The 20170-nt window shown below is 71.4% G+C and carries 22 protein-coding genes; 14 read left to right on the forward strand and 8 right to left on the reverse strand.

The features are described from left to right. The first annotated feature begins 227 nt into the window (after nt 1-227). The 8 genes from QRX60_RS23095 (at nt 228) to QRX60_RS23130 (ending at nt 7641) form a co-directional block, all read left to right on the forward strand. On the forward strand, nt 228-1715 hold the full coding sequence (locus tag QRX60_RS23095; protein ID WP_286002851.1) for a PKD domain-containing protein: 1488 nt from the start codon (nt 228-230) through the stop codon (nt 1713-1715). 15 nt (nt 1716-1730) lie between these two features. Next, the gene (locus QRX60_RS23100; RefSeq protein WP_286002852.1) at nt 1731-3212 is read left to right on the forward strand and encodes a PKD domain-containing protein; all 1482 of its coding nucleotides are present in this window, start codon (nt 1731-1733) and stop codon (nt 3210-3212) included. A 221-nt stretch (nt 3213-3433) separates the two neighbouring features. Next, a complete protein-coding gene (locus tag QRX60_RS23105; RefSeq protein ID WP_286002853.1) occupies nt 3434-4444 on the forward strand; it encodes a zinc-dependent alcohol dehydrogenase in 1011 nt (336 codons plus the stop codon). Between the two features lie 87 nt (nt 4445-4531). Beyond that, nucleotides 4532-4861: a PadR family transcriptional regulator gene (locus QRX60_RS23110; protein WP_286002854.1), complete on the forward strand. Its 330-nt coding sequence runs from the start codon at nt 4532-4534 to the stop codon at nt 4859-4861. Nucleotides 4862-4863: 2 nt separating this feature from the next. Further along, nucleotides 4864-5232 (forward strand): DUF1048 domain-containing protein, encoded by a 369-nt coding sequence (locus tag QRX60_RS23115; protein WP_286003674.1) that lies wholly within the window; start codon nt 4864-4866, stop codon nt 5230-5232. Next, complete coding sequence (locus QRX60_RS23120) at nt 5232-6011, forward strand: ABC transporter ATP-binding protein (RefSeq protein WP_286002855.1); 780 nt, start codon at nt 5232-5234, stop codon at nt 6009-6011. The genes QRX60_RS23115 and QRX60_RS23120 overlap by 1 nt, the downstream gene beginning before the upstream one ends. Next, nucleotides 6008-6769 carry an ABC transporter permease gene (locus QRX60_RS23125; RefSeq protein ID WP_286002856.1) on the forward strand — a complete coding sequence of 254 codons (762 nt, stop codon included), beginning with the start codon at nt 6008-6010 and terminating at the stop codon, nt 6767-6769. The genes QRX60_RS23120 and QRX60_RS23125 overlap by 4 nt, the downstream gene beginning before the upstream one ends. 65 nt (nt 6770-6834) lie before the next feature. Further along, nucleotides 6835-7641, forward strand: coding sequence for an alpha/beta fold hydrolase (locus tag QRX60_RS23130; protein WP_286002857.1), 807 nt, complete (start codon nt 6835-6837; stop codon nt 7639-7641). Here QRX60_RS23130 and QRX60_RS23135 read toward each other — a convergent pair. Then, complete coding sequence (locus QRX60_RS23135) at nt 7635-9032, reverse strand: sensor histidine kinase (RefSeq protein WP_286002858.1); 1398 nt, start codon at nt 9030-9032, stop codon at nt 7635-7637. The genes QRX60_RS23130 and QRX60_RS23135 overlap by 7 nt on opposite strands. After that, a complete protein-coding gene (locus tag QRX60_RS23140; protein WP_286002859.1) occupies nt 9022-9711 on the reverse strand; it encodes a response regulator transcription factor in 690 nt (229 codons plus the stop codon). The genes QRX60_RS23135 and QRX60_RS23140 overlap by 11 nt, the downstream gene beginning before the upstream one ends. Nucleotides 9712-9862: 151 nt before the next feature. Here QRX60_RS23140 and QRX60_RS23145 point away from each other — a divergent pair, with 151 nt between their 5' ends. Beyond that, on the forward strand, nt 9863-10498 hold the full coding sequence (locus QRX60_RS23145; RefSeq protein ID WP_286002860.1) for a DUF2202 domain-containing protein: 636 nt from the start codon (nt 9863-9865) through the stop codon (nt 10496-10498). 7 nt (nt 10499-10505) lie between these two features. Here QRX60_RS23145 and QRX60_RS23150 read toward each other — a convergent pair whose 3' ends face one another. The 3 genes from QRX60_RS23150 to QRX60_RS23160 all read right to left on the reverse strand — a co-directional run bounded on the left by QRX60_RS23150 (nt 10506) and on the right by QRX60_RS23160 (nt 13586). Then, a complete protein-coding gene (locus QRX60_RS23150; protein ID WP_286002861.1) occupies nt 10506-10865 on the reverse strand; it encodes a carboxymuconolactone decarboxylase family protein in 360 nt (119 codons plus the stop codon). Between the two features lie 108 nt (nt 10866-10973). Further along, entirely contained in the window at nt 10974-12374 is a 1401-nt protein-coding gene (locus QRX60_RS23155) for an MBL fold metallo-hydrolase (protein ID WP_286002862.1), read from the reverse strand. 6 nt (nt 12375-12380) lie between these two features. Continuing rightward, complete coding sequence (locus QRX60_RS23160) at nt 12381-13586, reverse strand: NAD(P)/FAD-dependent oxidoreductase (protein ID WP_286002863.1); 1206 nt, start codon at nt 13584-13586, stop codon at nt 12381-12383. A gap of 251 nt (nt 13587-13837) precedes the next feature. Between QRX60_RS23160 and QRX60_RS23165 the strand changes: the two genes are divergently transcribed. The 3 genes from QRX60_RS23165 to QRX60_RS23175 all read left to right on the forward strand — a co-directional run bounded on the left by QRX60_RS23165 (nt 13838) and on the right by QRX60_RS23175 (nt 15145). Further along, a complete protein-coding gene (locus QRX60_RS23165) occupies nt 13838-14401 on the forward strand; it encodes a rhodanese-like domain-containing protein (RefSeq protein ID WP_286002864.1) in 564 nt (187 codons plus the stop codon). Nucleotides 14402-14487: 86 nt separating this feature from the next. Then, nucleotides 14488-14847 carry a thioredoxin gene (gene trxA, locus QRX60_RS23170; RefSeq protein ID WP_286002865.1) on the forward strand — a complete coding sequence of 120 codons (360 nt, stop codon included), beginning with the start codon at nt 14488-14490 and terminating at the stop codon, nt 14845-14847. A gap of 34 nt (nt 14848-14881) precedes the next feature. After that, complete coding sequence (locus tag QRX60_RS23175) at nt 14882-15145, forward strand: metal-sensitive transcriptional regulator (protein ID WP_286002866.1); 264 nt, start codon at nt 14882-14884, stop codon at nt 15143-15145. Here QRX60_RS23175 and QRX60_RS23180 read toward each other — a convergent pair. From QRX60_RS23180 to QRX60_RS23190, 3 genes are all read right to left on the reverse strand, one after another. Beyond that, entirely contained in the window at nt 15142-16833 is a 1692-nt protein-coding gene (locus QRX60_RS23180; protein ID WP_286002867.1) for an aminotransferase class V-fold PLP-dependent enzyme, read from the reverse strand. The genes QRX60_RS23175 and QRX60_RS23180 overlap by 4 nt on opposite strands. Before the next feature lie 108 nt (nt 16834-16941). Next, nucleotides 16942-17607, reverse strand: coding sequence for a PIG-L deacetylase family protein (locus QRX60_RS23185; RefSeq protein WP_286002868.1), 666 nt, complete (start codon nt 17605-17607; stop codon nt 16942-16944). Between the two features lie 15 nt (nt 17608-17622). After that, a complete protein-coding gene (locus QRX60_RS23190) occupies nt 17623-17784 on the reverse strand; it encodes a hypothetical protein (protein WP_286002869.1) in 162 nt (53 codons plus the stop codon). A gap of 219 nt (nt 17785-18003) precedes the next feature. On the opposite strand from QRX60_RS23190, the gene QRX60_RS23195 reads away from it, so the two are divergent. Then, the gene (locus tag QRX60_RS23195; RefSeq protein WP_286002870.1) at nt 18004-19362 is read left to right on the forward strand and encodes an MBL fold metallo-hydrolase; all 1359 of its coding nucleotides are present in this window, start codon (nt 18004-18006) and stop codon (nt 19360-19362) included. Between the two features lie 4 nt (nt 19363-19366). Then, entirely contained in the window at nt 19367-20161 is a 795-nt protein-coding gene (locus tag QRX60_RS23200; RefSeq protein ID WP_286002871.1) for a sulfite exporter TauE/SafE family protein, read from the forward strand. Nucleotides 20162-20170 lie beyond the last annotated feature (9 nt).

Below are 20170 nucleotides of genomic sequence, written 5' to 3' on the forward strand. Positions count from 1 at the left end.
TCCACACCACTGGCCGTGCGCAGCTTTTCCTTGGCGGGGAACAGAAACCGGCCACTGGCCGGATCCGGACACCTTCGTCACCGCGGCCGGACCACTCTCCGTAGGACGGTTGCACCATCCGGGGTAATTCCCGCCGTATCGGTCACATCCGGCCGTGCGTCGTCGATGTGCCCGGCGGGGATCCCCACCGGGTGCGTGGGGACGGACCACTTTGGGGGGAATGACTCGTGCTGCTTTCTTCGCGATCGCGCGGCAGGATCGCCTTGGCCACCGCGCTCACCGCGGCCTTCGCGCTGTTCGCACCGGGCGTCGCGCACGCGGCGCCACCGTCCAACGACGACTTCGACCAGGCGGCGGCCGTCACCGCCTTGCCGTTCACCGCACAGCAGGACTCCAGTGAGGCCACCCAGGCCCCCGACGACCCGTCCTGGTGCCAGCCCTACGACGTCCGCGGCAGCGTCTGGTTCCGCTACACCGCCACCGAGGACGGGTACCTGCGCGCCACGACCCAGGGCAGTGACCGGTCGATGATCCTGGCGGTCCACTCGGGAACCCGCGGCACCCTCCGGGGGATCACCTGCGATTCCGGGACGGCCGCGACCACGACGTTCCGGGCGACCGCCGGCACGACGTACTCCTTCATGGTCTCCGGCTACGACGTCCCGGGCGGCGCGCTCGCGTTCGCCCTGGACTCCGTCGCGCCCGCGGCCAACGACGACTTCGCCGCCGCGCAACCGGTGCCCGCGGTGCCGTTCTCCGCGCAGCCGGACTTCTCGGTCGCCTCCTACGAGGCCGACGAGCCCGGGTCGACCTGCCAGTTCGAAGGCAACCTCGTCCCCTCGGTCTGGTACGCCTACACGAACTCCGGGGCCGCGAAGCCGGTCACCGCGCGCACCGTCGGGAGCGGCTCGGCCGTCTCGGTGTACACCGGGGCGAGCCTGCCGGAGCTGAAGCAGGTCGCCTGCAAGGCGGACGCCTACGGGCAGCCGACCGCGTTCCGGGCCGACGCCGGCGCGACCTACTACGTCCGCGTCACCGGGCCCGCCGACAACCGCGGGCCCGTCACGCTGACCCTGGACGACGCGCCGGCGCTGGACCCGTCGGTCGACCAGTCGCCGTCCTACCCGACGGTCTACGACACCGTTTCGTTCTCCGCCGGGTCCTGGAACGACATCGACGAGCCGATGACGGTGGCCTGGGACTTCGGGGACGGCGCCACGGCCCCGGCCACCACGCAGCCCGTTTCCCACCGCTACGCCAAGGACGGCACGTACACCGCCACCCTGCACGCGACGTCGCCGGACGGCCGGACGGCCACCAAGACGGCCCAGGTCGTGGTGACGACGCACGACGTCGGGATCGCCCGGTTCTCCGTGCCCGCCTCGGCCAGGGAAGGCGACAGCAAGCCGATCTCGGTCGACGTGTCCAACACCCGCTACACCGAAACGGCGACCGTCGTGCTGTCCAAGCACGACGGGACGTGGTGGCGGGAGGTCGGCCGGCTCACCCTCGAGGTGCCCGCGCGGCCGACCCGCACGGTGCGGTTCCCGTTCTCCTACACCTTCAGCCCCGATGACGCGGCCCTGGGCAAGGTCGCCTTCCGCGCCGAGCTGAAGCTGGACTACCCGGTGACCGATGCCCGGCCGGCGGACAACGAAGTGATCGCCATCGCCACGACCGTGAAACCGCGCGGCAGCCGCGTCGTCGCCGTCTGAGCCCAGGGGGAAAAGATGAAGCACTCAGCTTTCCGGCGCCTGCTCGTCGCCGGTCTCGCCGTCGCGGCCGCCCTGGTGGCGCCGGCGACCGCGTACGCCGAAGCGCCGTCGAACGACGACTTCGCCACCGCCACCACCGTCACCGCCCTGCCGTTCAAGGCGACCCAGGACGTCGGGGAAGCCACGGCGAGCGCCGACGACCCGACCTCGTGCTACGCCTGGATCGCCTCGAGCGTCTGGTACGACTACACCGCGTCCGCCGACGGGTTCGTCCGGGCGCTGCCGTCGGGCACCGGCCAGCTGCCGTTCGTCGCCGTGTACACCGGCGAGCGCGGCGCCCTGGCCCAGGTCCCCGGCGCCTGCGCGGAGTGGGACAACGGCCCGTCGGTGACGTTCCCGGTGACCGCCGGGCAGACGTACCACATCATGCTGTTCAAGCAGTACTCCGGCGCCGGCCAGCCGACCACGCTGGACATCAGCAGCGTCCCGCGGGAGCCCAACGACGACTTCGCGACGGCCGCGGTGGCCACGCTGCCCGGGACGTTCTCGGGCGACCTGACGCGATCCACGGCCGAACCGGGCGAAGCGGCGCCGAGCTGCGATCCCGGCGCGGACCAGTCCGTCTGGTACCGGTACACCCCGGACCGCACCCGGCCGATCAGCGTGGAAGCGCGCTCGCGGTGGTCGCCTTCGGTCGCCGTGTACCGGGGTGACGCGCTCCCGGCACTGTCCGAAGTGGACTGCAAAGCGGCGCTGGACACCACCAAGAGGGTCGTGTTCACCGCCACGGCTGGGCAGCAGTACTGGATCCGGGTGGCCGACGACGCCGAAGACGCGTCCTGGTACGACATCCGCCTGACGACCGCGCCGGCGTTGACGCCCAACGCGAACACCTGGCCCAGCACCCCGTCGGTGTTCGACGACGTCTCCTTCTCGGTGAATGCGGGCGACCGCCTCGGCCGGCCACTCGTCCGAGGCGAGCTGAAGTTCGGCGACGGCACGTCGGTCCAGCTCACCTCGAACACCTCGGTGACCCACCGGTACGCCGCCGACGGCGACTACCACCTGGAGATCAGCGCGACGACCGACGACGGCCGTTCCGGCACCGGTTCCCAGACACTGCACGTGGAGACGCACGACGTGACCCTGACGGGGCTGTCCCTGCCCGCCCAGGCGCGGGTGGGCCAGACCAAGCCGGTCAAGGTGTCGGTGGTGAACAACCGCTACGACGAGAAGGTCGTCGTCTCGCTGAGGAGGAAGGCCGAGAGCGGCTACTACCAGGAAGTGGGCACGCTGACCCAGTGGGTGCCGGCCGGCGGCCGGGTGGACTTCCCGTTCGCCTACACCTACACCGCGGCCGACGCGGCGGCGGGCCAGGCGGAGTTCGAGGTGACGGCGAGCATCGACGGCCGTTACGACGGTGACGACCACGCGGTGGACAACCGCTTGACCGCGTCCACCGCGGTCCGCGCCCAGTCGGGCCTCCGGGCGAGCTGAGGCCCCGCCGGGGGGCGCCACGGATCGACGAAGCCCACCGACAGCGACCCTGAAATCCGGGGAAGTCGTTGGTGGGCTTCGTCGTTCCGGCCGCGCGCCGTCGGAGACCCGAACTCCTGACGGCGAGATGACCAAAGTCCCGCCGGTTCGTGACCGCCGGCCACAGTCTCCCGCCGGGCGGGTCGGCGATCGTCGGCCTCACCGTCCACCGAGGAGTGAACATGAAGGCTGCCGTCGTCACGGAATTTTCGTCCCCGCTCGAGCTGCGTGAGGTCCCGGTCCCGGAACCCGGGCCGGGGCAGCTGCTCGTGCGGCTGGAGACCTGCGGGATCTGCCACACGGACATCCACGCCGCCCACGGTGACTGGCCGGTCAAGCCGGCGCTGCCGTTGATCCCGGGCCACGAGGGTGTCGGCGTCGTCGAGCGCGTCGGCGCTGGGGTGGCGGAGAGCCGGCTCGGGCAGCGGGTCGCCCTGCCGTGGCTCGGCTCGGCGTGCGGCGAATGCGGCTTCTGCGTCTCCGGCTGGGAAACCCTGTGCGAGTCGCAGCAGAACACCGGCTATTCGATCGACGGCGGGTACGCCGAGTACGCCGTGGCGGACGCGCGCTACGCGGTCCCCGTGCCGGACGGCGTCCCGCCGATCGAGGCGTCTCCGCTGACGTGCGCCGGCGTGACGACGTACAAGGCGGTCAAGGTGGGCAACGTCCGCCCGGCCGACCGGGTCGCGATCTTCGGGGTCGGCGGTCTCGGCCACCTCGCGATCCAGTACGCCCGCATCGCGGGCGGCTTCGTCACGGCGGTCGACATCGAGCCCGGGAAGCTCGACCTGGCCCGCGAACTCGGCGCCGACCTCGTGGTCGACGCGAGTGCCGGTGACCCGGCCGACGCCATCCAGGCCGAGGGCGGCGCCGACGTCGCGATCGTGCTGGCCGCGACGCCGAGCGCGTTCGAGCAGGCGTTGCGGTCCCTGCGCCGGGGCGGCCGCCTGGTGTGCGTCGGCATCCCGGCGGGCGGTGTCCTCCCGGTGCCGATCTTCGAGGCCGTGATCAAGGGCATCTCGGTGATCGGCTCGATCGTGGGCACGCGCAAGGACCTGGCGGAGGTGTTCGCGCTGCACGCGGCCGGCCGTACGACGGTGACCGCCGAGGCGCGCAAGCTCGAGGACATCAACCAGGCGTTCGCGGACGTGCTGGGCAACCGCGTCCCGGCGCGGCTGGTGATCGAGTACTGATCCCGGCCTGGGCCTCCTTGCGCGGTCGCTATTCAGTGTTACTATGTACTGGTAGTCAGTGACACTGAATAGCGATCAGGGGTGTGGATGGGCAAGCTGGCGACGGAGATGCTCAAGGGGACGCTGGAGGGCATCGTCCTCGCGATCCTGGCCGGCCGGCCCGCGTACGGCTACGAGATCACGGCGGGCCTCCGGGCCCAGGGGTTCTCCGACATCGCCGAAGGCACCGTCTACGCGCTGCTGGTCCGGATCGAGCAGCGGGGCCTCGTCGACGTGGAGAAGGTTCCCTCCGAGAAGGGCCCGCCGCGCAAGGTGTTCTCCCTGAACGCCGAGGGGCGGGAATACCTCGAGGAGTTCTGGAAGACCTGGAGCTTTCTCGTCGAACGGCTCGAACGGCTCCGCGAAGGGGGTAAGTGACCATGGTGGTTTCGAAGATCGTCGAGACGCTGATCGGTCCCAAGAAGCAATGGCGGCAGTACAAGGCGCGCGTGAAACAGCTTCCCGAGAGCTACCGCACGGCGATCGAAGCGCTGGAGCGGTACCTGATGTACTTCGGCGGGGCAGGTGACGGGGTCGCGATCTTCCAGGACCTCATCGACCTGTTCGAGCAGAGCGCGGCGAACGGGACGCCGATCCGCGAGATCGTCGGGGAAGACCCCGTGGAGTTCATCGAACTGTTCGCCCGGAACTACCCGCAGGGGCAGTGGGTCGTCCGCGAACGGAACCGGTTGACCGCCGCCATCGAGCGTGCCGCCGGAGAAGACGCCGGGAAGAAGAGAGCGGTCTGATGGCCGAAGACGTGATCCGGGTGCGTGGTCTGGAGAAGTCGTTCAAGGCGCTGCGGGTGCTGCGCGGCGTGGACTTCGACGTCGAGCGGCGCAGCATCTTCGCCCTGCTCGGCTCCAACGGGGCGGGCAAGACCACGGTGATCAAGATCCTGTCCACTTTGCTCAAGGCCGACGCGGGAACGGCCACCGTCAACGGCTTCGACGTCGCCACGCAGGCCGAGCAGGTGCGGGGCTCCTTCAGCCTCACCGGGCAGTTCGCGGCCGTCGACGAAATCCTCAGCGGACGCGAGAACCTCGTGCTGGTCGCCCGGCTCCGCCACCTCGAGAACCCCGGCAAGATCGCGGACGACCTGCTCGACCGGTTCTCGCTGACCGACGCGGCCACGCGGAAGGTGTCGACGTATTCGGGTGGCATGCGCCGCCGTCTCGACATCGCCATGAGCCTGATCGGCGATCCGCCGGTCATCTTCCTCGACGAGCCGACGACCGGGCTCGACCCCCAGGCGCGCATCGAGGTGTGGCAGACCGTCAAGGAGCTCGCCGGCCGCGGGACGACGGTGCTGCTGACGACGCAGTACCTGGAGGAGGCCGAACAACTCGCCGACCGGATCGCGATCCTGCACGAAGGCCGGATCATCGTGAACGGGACCCTCGCCGAGCTCAAGCAACTGCTGCCGCCGGCCAAGGTCGAATACGTCGAGAAGCAGCCGACCCTCGAGGAGGTCTTCCTCGCGCTGGTCGGCGGCGACCGCACCGCCGGGACGGAGAACGGGCGATGACCAAGCACTTCTTCGGCGACACCGCCGTCCTGCTGGGCCGGTCGCTGCGCCACATCACGCGCAGCGCCGACACCATCATCACGACGGCGTTGATGCCGATCGCCATGATGCTGATGTTCGTCTACGTCTTCGGTGGCGCGATCGACACCGGGACGGGTTCCTACGTGAACTACCTGCTGCCCGGAATCCTGCTCATCACCGTGGCGTCCGGGATCGCCTACACGGCGCTGCGGCTCTTCCAGGACATGAAAGGCGGCATCTTCGAGCGGTTCCAGTCCATGCCGATCGCGCGGTCGGCGGTGCTGTGGGCGCACGTGCTGACGTCGCTGGTGGCCAACCTGATCTCGCTGGTGGTCGTCGTGGGCGTCGCCCTGCTCATGGGCTTCCGTTCGGGGGCGGGCGTGGGGGCGTGGCTCGCGGTCGCCGGCATCCTGCTGCTGTTCACCCTGGCGTTGACGTGGCTCGCCGTCATCCCCGGGCTCACGGCGAAGTCCGTGGACGGCGCGAGCGCGTTCTCCTACCCGCTCATCTTCCTGCCGTTCCTGAGCTCGGCGTTCGTGCCGACCGGCACGATGCCCGGCCCGGTGCGCGCCTTCGCCGAGAACCAGCCGGTGACGTCCATCGTCAACGCCCTGCGCGCCCTGTTCACGCAGCAACCGGTGGGCACGGGTATCTGGACCGCCCTCGCCTGGTGCGTCGGCATCCTCGTCGTCACGTACTTCCTCGCCACGATGACCTACCGCCGCAAGATCTCGTAGGAGAGTCCGCGCCCGTGTCAGGGCGGTGTCACGCCGGTGTCAGGGCACGACAGGAAAGTGGTCTCATGACGAAGAACGGAACTTCCTCGAAGTGGACCGGCATGGTGCCGGTCGACGACACGGCCCTGGCCGTCACCGACACCGGTGGTCCCGGCGTCCCCGTGATCTACCTCAACGGCCAGTTCGCCACCCAGGGGTACTGGAAGCGGGTCATCGCCGACCTCGGCCCCGGGTTCCGGCACATCACCTACGACGAGCGGGCTCGCGGCAGGTCGAAGCGGTCGGCGGACTACTCCTTCGAGGCCGCCGTCCGGGACGTCGACGTCGTGCTCGCGGCCCGGGGCGTCGACCGGGCACTGGTGGTGGGGTGGTCCTACGGAGCGTTCGCCGCGGCGCACTGGGCTTCCCGGAACCCGGAGCGCGCGATGGGCGCGATCCTGGTCGAGGGTGCGGAACCCTACGACTGGCTCGACGAGGCCATGGAGCAGCGGATCCGCAAGCTGTTCAAGCGGATGAGCTGGTTCCTGCCGCTGCTGCGCCCCACCGGGCTGGCCCCGCGGATGACCGCCGGGCAGCAGGCCGAGAGCAACATCGAGATCGGCCGGATCTCCCGCGAGCGCGAGCTCGGCCCGGTGCTGGACGCCATCACGGTCCCGGCCCGGTACGTGCTCGGCTCCGGGACGTCGTTCGGGAGCAAAGGCGACGAGCAGGAACGGATCCGCGCCGCCGTCGGCGCGGTGACCGCCCGGAACCCGAACATCAAGCTCAGTGCGAAGGTCCCGAGCAACCACGGCGCGATCCTGCGCAAGGACTTCCGGGCCGTCGCCGACGCCGTGCGTGAGGTCGTCTCCCTGGATCGCGCGGATCACTGAAGGCGTGCTCGGGCACGCGAGCCGGCTACGCGCTCCTGGCCGCTGCCCGGGGGGAGGGTGATGGTGAACGTGCTGCCGCCGCCCGGCCCGGAGGTCGCGGTGACCGTGCCGCCGTGCGCGGTGACGATTTCCCGGACCACGGCGAGCCCGATGCCCGCCCCGGCGACCGACGTTCCCGCCCGGCCGCGCCACAGCCGCTCGAACACGTGCGGCAGCTCGTCGGCGGGAATCCCCGGCCCGGTGTCGGAGACTTCGATGGTCGGGGTGCCACCGGCGGAGTGGGTCCGGACGGTCACGCTGTCGCCGGGCCGGGCGTAACGGGCGGCGTTGCCGAGCAGGTTGCCGACGGCCTGGTGGAGCCGATCGGGGTCCGCCCGTACCGGGATGGGCCCGGTGAGCTCGGTGCGGACGTCGAGGCCGGCCGCGCGCAGCCGGGCGCTGTGGGCGGTCACGACCTCGCCGGCCAGCGAGCCGAGGTCGAGGTCGGCGAGGTGCAAGGAAATCGCGGCGTCTTCCGCGGCGGTCAGGTCGGCGAGGTCCTGCACCACCCGGCCGAGCCGCAACGCCTGGTCGTGCAGGCTGGTCAGCCGCTCGACGTCCGGCGGTTCGAGTCCGTCGCGCAGTTCCTCCAGCCCGGCCTGCAGGGTGGCGAGCGGGGTTCGCAGCTCGTGCGCGACGTCGGCGGTGAGGTTGCGCCGGGCGCGGTCGGCCCGGGTGACCTGGTCGGCCATGTGGTCGAAAGCTTCCGCCAGTTCGCCGAGTTCACCGGGGGCCCGGAGCCGGGCGCGGGCGGAGCGGTCGCCGGCGGCGATGTGCTTCGCCGTGGTGGTGAGCCGGACCAGGGGCGCGGCGATGCGCCGGCTGACGAACCAGCTCGCGGTCGCCGCGAGCAGCAGGGCCACCGCGGCAGCCAGGGCGATCCAGCCCCACGCGACGTCCTTGGCCGCGGACGCGGTGGACGTGCCGAAGGCGAGCTGGACCGACCCGACGGTCACGCCGGCCACGACGACGGGGGCGTCGACGCGGCCGGCGCCGAGCGCACCGGCCATCGGATTGCCCATTCCGGGCATGCCGTGCCCCCGCCCGGTGACGGGCGCACCGCCGGCGTCGCGGACGACGAGCCGGGCCCCCGCGCCGGCGGCGAGCGCGGTGGCCGCGTCCAGCCGGGCGCCGGCCCAGCTTCCCGCCTCGGCGTACGCCGCGCCCGCGGCGGCGGCCACCTGCTCGGCCGCCTGCTGCCGGTCGGCGCGTTCCGCGGCGGCCAGGCCGCGGTCGGTGCCCAGCAGCGCCGCCGCCGTGAGCACCAGCACCGACGACAGCGCCACCAGCACGAACGCCAGCAGCAGCCGCCAGGCCAGCGGCCCCCACGTGAGTGAGCGGTCACCGGTCACGGGGCAGCCCCAGCCGGTAGCCGACGCCGAGCACGGTCTGCACGACATCCGCGCCCGCGGCGCCGAGCTTGTGGCGCAGGTTCTTCACGTGGGAGTCGATGGTGCGCTCGTAGCCTTCGAACTCGTAGCCGCGGACCCGGTTGATCAGCTCGTAGCGGGAGTACACCCGGCCGGGCACGGCCGCCAGGGTGGCCAGCAGACCCCACTCGGTGGGGGTGAGCTCCAGCGGCTCTCCTTGCCAGCGGGCTTCGTGCCGTGACTCGTCGAGGCACAGCAGGCCGTCGCCGTACGACGCCGTCGCCGGGTCGGCCGAGCCGGTCGTCCGGTTCAGCACGGCCTGCACCCGCAACACCACCTCGGTCGGGCTGAACGGCTTGGTCACGTAGTCGTCCGCGCCGAGTTCGAGGCCGCGGATCCGGTCCTCGACGGACCCGCGGGCGGTGAGCACGACGACCGGCACCCGGCCGTCGGCGTGGGCCGCGCGCAGCACCTCCAGGCCGTCGATGTCCGGCAGCCCGAGGTCGAGCACGACGATCCCGGCGGCGTGGGCGGTGAGCATGGTGAGCGCCTGCGCGCCCGATCCGGTGGTCACCACGGCGAAGCCGGCGCGTTCGAGGTACCGGCGCAGCAGGTCGCGGATCTCCTTCTCGTCCTCGACGACCAGCACGGTGGCACTCACACCGGCAGGTCTACCGCGGCCGGCGCCGGCGGATCGAGGGTCCAAGGTCCCCGGTGCCGGTCTCCACGTCATCTCCACACCGATCACACGGGATCTCGCCGTGCGGGACGCAGCCTGAAGGTGTCGGAGGAAGCCCGGAGAAGGAGGAGCCATGAGGACCCGCACACTGATCGCCGCGATCGCCGCCGGTGGCATCGTGACCGTGGGGGCGGTTGCCGCGATCCCCGCGTTCGCCGCCGGCCCGCCGGCCGGTGCCGGACCCGGCGGTGACACCGGATCCGGCCTGATGGTCCGGGGCGGGATGAACGGGGGCGGCGGATGCCTCGCCGGCGTCGCCGACCCGAGTGGCACGCTCAGCGAGGCGCAGCGCACGACGCTGGCGGCCAACGCGGAGGAGGAGAAGCTCGCGCACGACCTCTACGTCGCGTTCGCCGGCCGGTACGACGCCGCGGTCTTCGACCGGATCGCCGTGGCGGAGACGGCTCACCTGGACGCCGTGCGGAGCCTGATGACCCGCTACGGGGTCACCGATCCCACCGCAGGCCAGGCGGCGGGTCACTTCGCGACGCCGGCCGTGCAGGCCACCTACGACAAGCTGCTGGCCCAGGGCGCGGGCAGTGAAACGGCCGCGCTGGAGGCGGGCCGCACGGTGGAGACGACGGACATCGCCGATCTGCGCAAGGCCCTCGACGGGCTCACCGCGCCGGACGTCCAGCGGATCTACCAGCACCTGCTGATGGCTTCGCAGCACCACCTGGCCGCGTTCGAGAACTGGCTCGCGCGCTGACTCGTGCTCACCCGTGCGGTTCGTCGCGTTCCCGGACGAACTCCTGGAACGCGGCGAACGCGCGGGGGCCGTAGACGGTGGCCGGGCCGCCGTTCATCATGATCGCGACTCCGATGGCCTCCGCACCTTCCTCGATGGTCGCGCCGTTGCGGACCGCGCCGCGGGCGTGGGCGGCGATGCAGCCGTCGCACTCCTTGCTCACCGAGATGGCCAGTGCGATGAGCTCCTTGGTCTTCGCGTCCACGGCGCCCGGGGCGAGCGCGGCCTCGTGCAGCTGACCGAATCCCTGGTAGACCGCGGGAATCGCCTTGCGCAGGTGCCGCGCGGGTTCCCGCAGCTCGTCCTGGACCGTCTTGCCGTATCCCATGGCTGATCCCTTCCCACACCGGACTCGGCCGCCAGTGTGCGCCGGGCGGGGCGGGCCCGGGGGAGCCGATCGTCCCGCCTCGGCGGTACTTTCGGCCCCTCCCGGTGCTCAGGCGCCGGCGCCGGTGAAGGCGAGTTCCCAGGCGCTGTAACCGCCGGTCAGGTCGGACACGTCAGGCCGGCCGTTGCGGCGCAGCAGGCTGGCGGCGATCGAGGACCGGACGCCACCGGCGCAGTAGACGACCACCGGCGCGCCGGACGGAACGTCGGCCAGCCGGTTCGGGAGTTCGGCGAGCGGGATGTGCCGGGACCCGTCGATGGCGCCGCCGGCGAGTTCGCCGAGGTTGCGCACGTCCAGGACCACCGGCCGCGCCGGACCCGCGAGTGCGGCGTGCAGTTCCGTGGCGGTGAGCCGGCTGGCGCGGTCGACCTGGCCGGGCACGCTCAGGAACACGGACTCGGGTTCGGGCAGGTACCCGGCGACGGTGTCGAGCCCGATCCGCCCCAAGCGGGTGATGACCTCTTCCTCGGCGTCCGGCGGCGCGATGACCAGGATGTCCTCACCGGGCCTCAGCACCATGCCCGCCCGCTCGGCGAAGCGGCCGTCGGCCGGAACGTTGAGCGAGCCGCGCAGGTGCGCGGCCGCGAACTCCTGCGGTTCCCGCGTGTCGAGCACGACGGCGCCCGTGTCCCGCCGGGCCAGGAACTCCTCGACCGGGAGCGCCGTGAGGTGCGCGGGCACGTCGAGCAGGTCGCGGTGCTTGCGGTTGAGCACGGCGTCGTGCCCGAAGTACCCGGGGGCCGAGGGCTGGCCTTCGGTGACGATGGCGACGAACTCGGCTTCGCTCATCGGGGCGCACGCGTAGTTGGTCAGCCGCTGCATGCCGATCGTGGACTGCCGTTCGGTGGACAGGTTCTTCCCGCAGGCCGAGCCGGCGCCGTGGGCGGGGAACACGCGGACTTCGTCCGGCAGGGCCATCAGTTTGTGCTGCACGCTGTGGTGGAGTTCGCGGGCGAGTTCGTCGGCCGAGGAGCCGAGCGAGGACAGCAGGTCCGGCCGGCCGACGTCGCCGATGAACAGCGCGTCACCGGTCAGCACGCCGTAGGGGACTTCGTCGTGGGCGTGTTCGTAGACCAGCACGCTGATCGATTCCGGGGTGTGGCCGGGGGTTTCGAGGATTTCCAAGGTGACGTCACCGAGGCTGATGCTGTCACCGTCGCCGAGGCGTTCGATGGGGAATTCGACGCCCGCGGCGCGGCGGCCGTGGCCGATCCAGGCGCCGGTGCGGGCGGCCAGTTCCAGGTGCCCGGCGATGAAGTCGGCGTGGAAGTGGGTGTTGATCACGCCTTCGATGGTGAATCCGCGGGCGTCGGCGTCGTCGAGGTATTCGGTGATGTCCCGGCGCGGGTCGACGACAACGGCCCGGCCGGTTTTCTCGTCGGCGATCAGGTAGGAGGCCTGCGAGAGGCATTCGAGGTAGTACTGGGCGAAGTACAACGTGTGCTCCAAGGGGTTTCAGGCGAGGCCGGGCAGCATGGCGTGCCAGTAGAAGGCGGGCAGGCCGTAGCGTTTGAGCAGCCACATGTCGCGGCGCTCCTCGGTGGTGTCGATGAAGGGGATCGTGGGGGCGGGTTCGAGGTCGTAGCCGAACTCGGCGAGCAGCATCTTGTGCCGGGCGGTGACCAGGGGGCAGGAGGTGTAGCCGTCGTAGCGCGCGGCCGGCTCTCGGCCGGCGAGCACGGCTTTCAGGTTCTCGACGACGACGGGTGCCTGTTTGCGGATGGCGGCGCCGGTCTTCGACGTCGGCAGGTCGGCGACGTCGCCGAGGGCGAACACGTCGGGGAACCGCTGGTGCCGCAGGGTGTACTGGTCGACGTCGGCATAGCCGAACGGGTTCTCCGGGTTGGCCAGGGCGCTCGCCCGCACGAAGGCGGGTGCGCTCTGCGGTGGCACCGCGTGCAGCAGGTCGAACGGCAGCGTCTCCTTGGTCCCGGTGGTGTGATCGACGATCCCGGCGGTGCGCGCGACGCCGTCGACCTCCACGAGTTCACTGGTCTTGCGGACCTCGATCCCGTACCGGGCCGCGACGCGTTCGAGCCGGTCGGCCCAGACCGGGACCTTGAACATGACCGGGTCCGGGAGCACCAGCACGATCCGGATGTCTTTCAGCACGCCCCGCCGCCGCCAGTGGTCGGCGGCCAGGTAGGCGATCTTCTGCGGGGCACCGGCGCACTTGATCGGCCCGGCGGGCTGGGTGAACACCGCCGTTCCGCGGCGGAGGCCGCGGATCAGCTCCCACGTGCGGGGCGCGAGGTCCGCCCGGTAGTTCGAGCTCACCGGTGCTTCGCCCAGGGATTCGGCGAGACCCGGGACGCCGCCGAAGTCCAGTTGGAGCCCTGGTGCGAGAACCAAGGTCTCGTAGGGCAATTCCCGGCCGCTGTCCGTGGTGACGACCTTGGCGGCCGGATCGATCGCCGTCGCGGCCTCGGCGATGTGCCCGACACCTTTCGGCAGCACCTTCGCCTCCGGGCGGCCGGTGCGCCGGACGTCGACCTGGCCGCCGCCGACGAGGGTCCAGAGCGGTTGGTAGTAGTGCGTCACCGCGGGTTCGAGCACCGTGATGCCCTCGGCGCCACCGCGGCGCAGCCGGGCGGCGACGGTGACGCCGGCGGTGCCGCCGCCGACGATCAGAACGCGGTGGGGGACGGGGGACCTGGCCATTCGAGGATTCCTTCGCTGGTCGTCGACCCGAGATTCTCAAGTACCCCTGGGGGTATCTGTCCCCACGGTAGCCAGTCTGCACGCGTCGTGCAAGTTCCTTGCTGGGCAAGGGTCTTTCGTCCTACGAGGTGAGGGACGACTGCTCTGAATGGTCGTCTTGGCATACCCCCGGGGGTACTTGGTACCGTCGTGGGTGTGGCCCGATCGGGATTGCCGGTCGCCACGGTCCCCGCTCGGAAAGGAAACCCCAGGTGAGTTCTCTCGATGTCGCTTCCGCGCGTCATCTCGTCGCGAACAACCCCGACACGCTCGTGGTCGACGTCCGCACCCCGGCCGAATTCGGCACCGCCCACATCCCCGGAGCGGTCAACCTGCCGGTCGATCAGGTCGACACCCATCTCCGCCGCATAGTCGCCGACGCGGGCGGCCGGATGATCCTGGTCTGCCAAGGCGGTTCGCGTGCCGAGCGCTGTCAGCGCGTGCTCGCCGCAGCCGGGCTGGCCGACACGACGGTGCTCGAGGGCGGGATGAACGCGTGGGCCGCCTCGGGTGCGCCCATCACCCGAGGTGTCCCGCGATGGTCCTTGGAGCGCCAGGTGCGGCTGGCGGCGGGCGGCATCGTCCTGCTGTCGGTGGTGGTCAGCCTGTGGTGGCCGCCGGCCCGCTTCCTGGCCGGGCTGGTCGGCGCCGGGCTGGCGCTGGCCGCCGTCACCGACACCTGCGTCATGGGCCTGCTGCTGGCGAAGCTGCCGTACAACCGGCGCGGCGGAACCGACATCGAGCGCTCCCTCGCACGGTTGTCGCGGCGCGGATAGGGGGATCGGCGGCGTGCCGGGAACAATCCCGGTGCGCCGCGGGTTGTCACATACACCGGGGGGTATGCGAATAAGAGGAGGGCCCCGTGGCCACTGTGGAACTGACCAAGACGAACTTCACCGAGATCGTGGACGGCCCGGGCACGGTCCTGGTCGACTTCTGGGCGTCGTGGTGCGGACCGTGCCGGATGTTCGCCCCCGTCTTCGAACAGGCGGCGGCGCGCTACCCCGACATCACGTTCGGGAAGGTCGACACCGAGGCGCAGGTCGAGCTGGCGCAGGCGTTCGGCATCTCGTCGATCCCGACGCTGATGGCGGTGCGCGACGGAGTCGTCGTCTATTCGCAGCCGGGCGCGCTGCCTGCGGCCGCGCTGGAGGAGCTGATCGGCAAGGTCCAGCAGCTCGACATGGCGCAGGTGCGTGCCGAAGCCCGGCCGCGTGCGTGAACAGGTACCCTGGGGGGTACCAGAGGAGGTCGGCGTGGAGCTGAACGAAGACGTGGTCGCGGACGTGCGCAAGCGGCTGCGGCGAGCACAGGGGCAGGTCGGCGGCCTGATCCAGATGATCGACGAGGGCCGTGAGTGCCGGGACGTCATCATCCAGCTCGCCGCCGTGTCCCGGGCGCTGGACCGGGCCGGGTTCCGGCTGATCGCCAGCGGGCTGGAGCAGTGCGTGTCCGACGATTCGGAGCAGGGCGCCGCCGACCGCGAGCAACTGGAGAAGCTCTTCCTGACCTTGGCCTAAGGGCCCAGGCAGCCGGGCGGGAGCGGGAACCACCGCAAGGCCTCGAAGTCGTCGGACAGGCCGCTGGGCCCGTCGGCGGCGAGGTCCGGCCGCGACCGGAGGATCCGTTCGGCCCGCTGCAGGTGCTCGGCCAGGGCGTCCTCGCCGAGCCGGCGTGTGGGCTCCTCCGGAACGACGTCGAACGCGCGCAGGTCCGGCACCCGTGGGGTGAACTCGCCCGAGCGGGCGTTGCGCCAGAGGCCGGTGTGCGGGTCGAAGCGGTACTCGGGCAGCAGCCGGTGGCCGTGCTCGGCGAGCAGCGTCACGGCGTCGACCAGGTAGTCGCGGACGGTGTCGGAGATGAAGTAGTTGAAGTTGAGCCGGGCCCAGCCCGGCTTGATCCCGTCGCACCCGCGGGCACTCTCGTCGTCGTAGGCGCTCGAATGCTCGGGGTCGATGGCGAGCAGCCGGTGCCCGTAGGGTCCGGCGCACGAACAGCCGCCGCGGGCCTGGATGCCGAACAGGTCGTTGAGGACGGCGACCACGAAGTTGTGGTGCAGGAACAACTCGCCCGCGCGGATCCGGAACGACACGATGGACAGCCGGGCCGACCGGTGGTCGCCCAGCACCTGGATGCCCGGGTGCGCCGACCACCGGTGCACGGCGTGCTGCCACAGCCGCTCTTCCCGGGCCTGGATGAGGTCCGTGCCCACGGCGTCCTTGAGGGCGAAGACGATGCCCGCGCGGATGGACTCCACGATCGCGGGAGTGCCGCCTTCTTCGCGGGCGACCGGGTCGTCGAGGTAGCGGTGCCCGTGCGGGCCGACGAACGCCACGGTGCCGCCGCCGGGGACGGTGGGCACCCGGTTGGCGACGAGGTCGCGCCGCACCACCAGGACGCCGGGGGTCTGCGGGCCGCCGACGAACTTGTGCGGGGAGAGGAAGAGCGCGTCCTTGTGGTCGCCGCGGCCGGACGCGCTTCCGGCCATCCGGATCGGCACGTACGGGCCGGCGGCGGCGTAGTCCCAGAAGGACAGGGCGCCGTGCCGGTGCAGCAGGGCCGCGACGTGGTCGGTGTCGGTGAGGATGCCGGTGACGTTGGAGGCCGCGGAGAAGCTGCCGATCCGCAGCGGCCGGTCGGCGTGCCGGCGGAGTTCCGTTTCGAGCTGGGCGAGGTCGATGTGGCCGTTCTCGTCCTCGTCGATGACGACGACGTCGGCGATGGATTCGCGCCAGGGCAGTTCGTTGGAGTGGTGTTCGTAGGGTCCGACGAACACGACCGGCCGCTCGGCGGCGGGAATGCGGTCGCCGAGCCGGTAGCGCTCGTCGAGACCGGCGGGGACGCGCAGCTCGAGGATGCCGATCAGCTTGTTCACCGCGGCCGTCGCGCCCGAGCCGCAGAAGATCACCAGGTCGTCCTCGGTGGCGCCGACCGAAGCGTGGATGATGGCGCGCGCCTGCTCGCGCAGAAGGCCGGTGTGCAGTCCGGTGCCGGAGCTTTCGGTGTGGGTGTTGGCGTAGCGGGGCAGGACGTGCTCGCGGACGAAGTCTTCGACGAAGTCCAGGGCGCGGCCGGAGGCGGTGTAGTCGGCGTAGGTGATGCGGTGCGGTCCGTAGGGGCCGTCGAGGACCTCGCCTTCGCCGATCAGGCCCCGGCTGATCCGGTCCAGCAACGCGGACGCCGTACCGGGCCGTGCGGTCTGGGTCACCGGGCACTCCTTGCCTCGTCGACGTGGGTCAAGCCTGCGCGTCGACGGCAGGTGCCGACGCGGGCCATGGTCTCCGGGTGGAAGGACCAAGGTCCTCACGGTGGCGAGTCAGCCCAGTCTGCGCAAGTACTCGGTATCCCCGAGCAACCGCAGCCGGCGACGCAGGACCGGATTGTCGGCGGACTGGCTCGCGTGCGCGGCGATCGCCTTCTGTTGCCGGGTTCGGTCGACGGGCACGGTCCAGTCGATCTCGTCGGGTCGCCGGCCGGCGAAGGCGGTGCCGAACTCGGTGTTGAGCCGCGTGGCCACTCCCTCCGGCACGGCCCACCCGAGAACCGGGATGCCGAGGGCCGTCGCGGCGCCGAGTGCGGCCTCGGTGGCGCGGATGTGGTCGGGGTGACCGGTCACGCCACCGAGGTCGAAGGTGATGAGCTGGGTCGGGCCGGCCCGGGCGGCGGCGTCGGCGATGTCCGTGACGAGGTCGGCGACGGCCACCGAGGCCAAGCCGGAGTCCGGGTGGTCCAGCAGCGTCGTGCTGCTCACTCCGAGGACTTCCGCCGCCGAGGTCAGTTCGGCGGCGCGGACGACGGCGAGTTCGCCCGGCCTGCCGTGCAGCGTCGAGGCTTCACCGTGGGTGAAACACAGCACCGAGACGTTCGCGCCGCCGCGGGCGAAGGTGTCCAGCAGTGCTCCGAGGCCGAAGGATTCGTCGTCGGGGTGGGCGACCACGGCCAGGACCCGCTCGAGTCGCGGAAGTGCGGTGCCGCCGGTCATGGTTCCTCCGGGCGTTCAGCGGCGGCCGAACAGCCGCCACGGCTTCCGTTCGGGCTGCTCGGCGGCGCAGGCGCAGCGCTGGGCAGCGGGGACGTCGCCGAGTACCTGTTCGACGTGGTTGCCGCAGCCCCGGTAGGACGGCTTCCCGCACTTCGAACAGACGATCCGTTGGCACATCCGGTGTTCCTCCATGGGTCTCTGGTCCGGCTTCTTCGTTCACTATACCCCTGGGGGTACCAGGCTTTCGAAGCCGACGTCGTCCGGAGTGACCGTGGTCGCGCGTGCCGGGGACCAAGTCCTCTGGGATCGCCATGCCCCCAGGGGTACCCAGAGAGGGGGCGAAGAGTGCGCTATCCTGGAGCTAGATACCCCCAGGGGTATGAGAAGAGAGGATTCATGATCGAGATCATCGCCATCGACACGCCGAGCCTCGGTGACCGCAGCTACCTCGTCGAGGACGGCGAGACGGCGTTCGTGGTCGACCCGCAGCGCGACATCGACCGGGTTCTCGACCTGGCCCAGGTGCGCGGGTTGCGGATCACCGACGTGTTCGAGACCCACATCCACAACGACTACGTGACCGGCGGTCTCGCCCTCGCCCGTGTGACCGGCGCGGCCTACCACGTCAACGCCGCGGATCCGGTGTCCTTCGAACGCACCCCGATCGACGACGGGGACGTCATCGAGGTCGGACCGCACATGCGCGTGCGCGCATTGGCGACACCGGGGCACACCTTCACGCACCTCTCCTACGTCTTGGAGGCACCTGGGCGCGTCCCGGCGGTGTTCACCGGCGGGTCACTGCTGTTCGGCTCCACCGGCCGGCCCGACCTGCTCGGCCCCGCGAACACCGGGGAGCTGGTGAAGCGCCAGTACGCCTCGGCCCACCGGCTGGCCGACGTGCTGCCCGACGACGCGGAGATCTACCCCACGCACGGTTTCGGCAGTTTCTGCTCGGCCACCCAGTCCGAAGCGGACCGGTCGACGATCGGCCGGGAGAAGCAGGTCAACCCGGTGCTGACCCGGGATGAGCAGGCTTATGTCGATGAGCTGCTCGCCGGGCTGGACGCCTACCCGGCCTACTACGCGCACATGGGCCCGGCCAACAGCGCCGGTCCGGACGCCCCCGACCTGACCGAGCCGAAGACCGCCGACCCGGCCGAGCTGCGGTCGCGCATCGAAGCCGGGGAGTGGGTGGTGGACCTGCGCTCGCGCATCGCGTTCGCCGCCGGGCACGTGGCGGGCACCCTGAACTTCGGCGCCGACGGCAGTTTCGCCACCTACCTGGGCTGGCTCATCCCCTGGGGCACGCCGCTGTCCCTGCTCGGGGACACCCCGGAGCAGGTCGCCGACGCGCAGCGCGAACTGGTCCGGATCGGCATCGACCGCGTCGAAGCCGCGGCCACCGGCACCCCCGAAGCCTGGGCCGGCACCGCGCCGCTCGGGTCGTTCCCCCGGGCGGACTTCGGCGAGCTGGCCATGGTCCGCCACCACCGGCCGGTGACCGTCCTCGACGTCCGGCGCGACCAGGAGTGGGCGCAGAACCACCTCGACGACGCCGTCCACATCCCGATCCACGAGCTGCTGGACCGGCTCGGCGAGGTGCCGGCCGGTGAGGTGTGGGTGCACTGCCAGGCCGGCTACCGCGCCTCGATCGCGGCCTCGATCCTCGCCGCGGCCGGACGCCGGGTCGTCGCGGTGGACGACGAGTTCGACCGGGCGGCGCGGGCCGGGCTCCCCCTGGTCGCGGGCTGACATCATGACGATCCTGCTGGCGGCGGCGTTCGGCCTGGTCATCGGTGCTGCCCTGGGCCTGCTCGGCGCGGGTGGGTCCATCCTGGCCATCCCGGCGCTGGTCTACGGGGTCGGGCTGCCGCTGTCCGCCGCGATCCCGACGTCGCTGCTGGTCGTGGCCGTGTCCGCGGCCGGAGGACTGGTGGCGCGGTGGCGGTCGAAGGTGATCCGCTGGCCGGTCGCGCTGGTCTTCGCCGCGGCGAGTGTCCCGGCCGCGTTCGGCGGCACCGCGCTGGGCAAGCTGCTGCCCGACCGGTGGCTGCTGATCGCGTTCGCCGTGCTGATGGCGGTGGTCGCGATCCGCATGCTCGTCGCCGCCCCGGAACGGGACGGTGCCTGCCGGACCAGCACGGGCGGGGTGAACTGGCGCAGCTGCGTGCCCAAGGCCCTGGCCGTCGGCGCGGTCGTCGGGGTGCTGACCGGCTTGTTCGGGGTCGGTGGCGGTTTCGTCATCGTCCCGGCGCTGACCATGCTGCTGGGCCTCACCGCGCCGGAGGCGGTCGCGACGTCGCTGGTGGTCATCGTGCTGACGTCGGTGGGTGGGCTGGCCGCGCACGCCACCACGATGCCGGACCTTCCCTACGGCATCGCCGCGGTGTTCGCCGGCGTGGCCCTGCTGGCGTCGCTGCTGGCCGGGAAGGCCGGCAACCGGCTCCCGGCGCGGACCGTCCGGCTGACGTTCGCCTCCCTGATCCTCGTGGTCGCCGCCGGAGTCGCGGCTGCGGCCGTGTTCGCTCCCGCCGCCCTCCACGGCGGCTGAGCCGTCGAG

Source organism: Amycolatopsis mongoliensis (genome assembly GCF_030285665.1).
GTDB classification, from domain to species: Bacteria; Actinomycetota; Actinomycetes; order Mycobacteriales; family Pseudonocardiaceae; genus Amycolatopsis; species Amycolatopsis mongoliensis.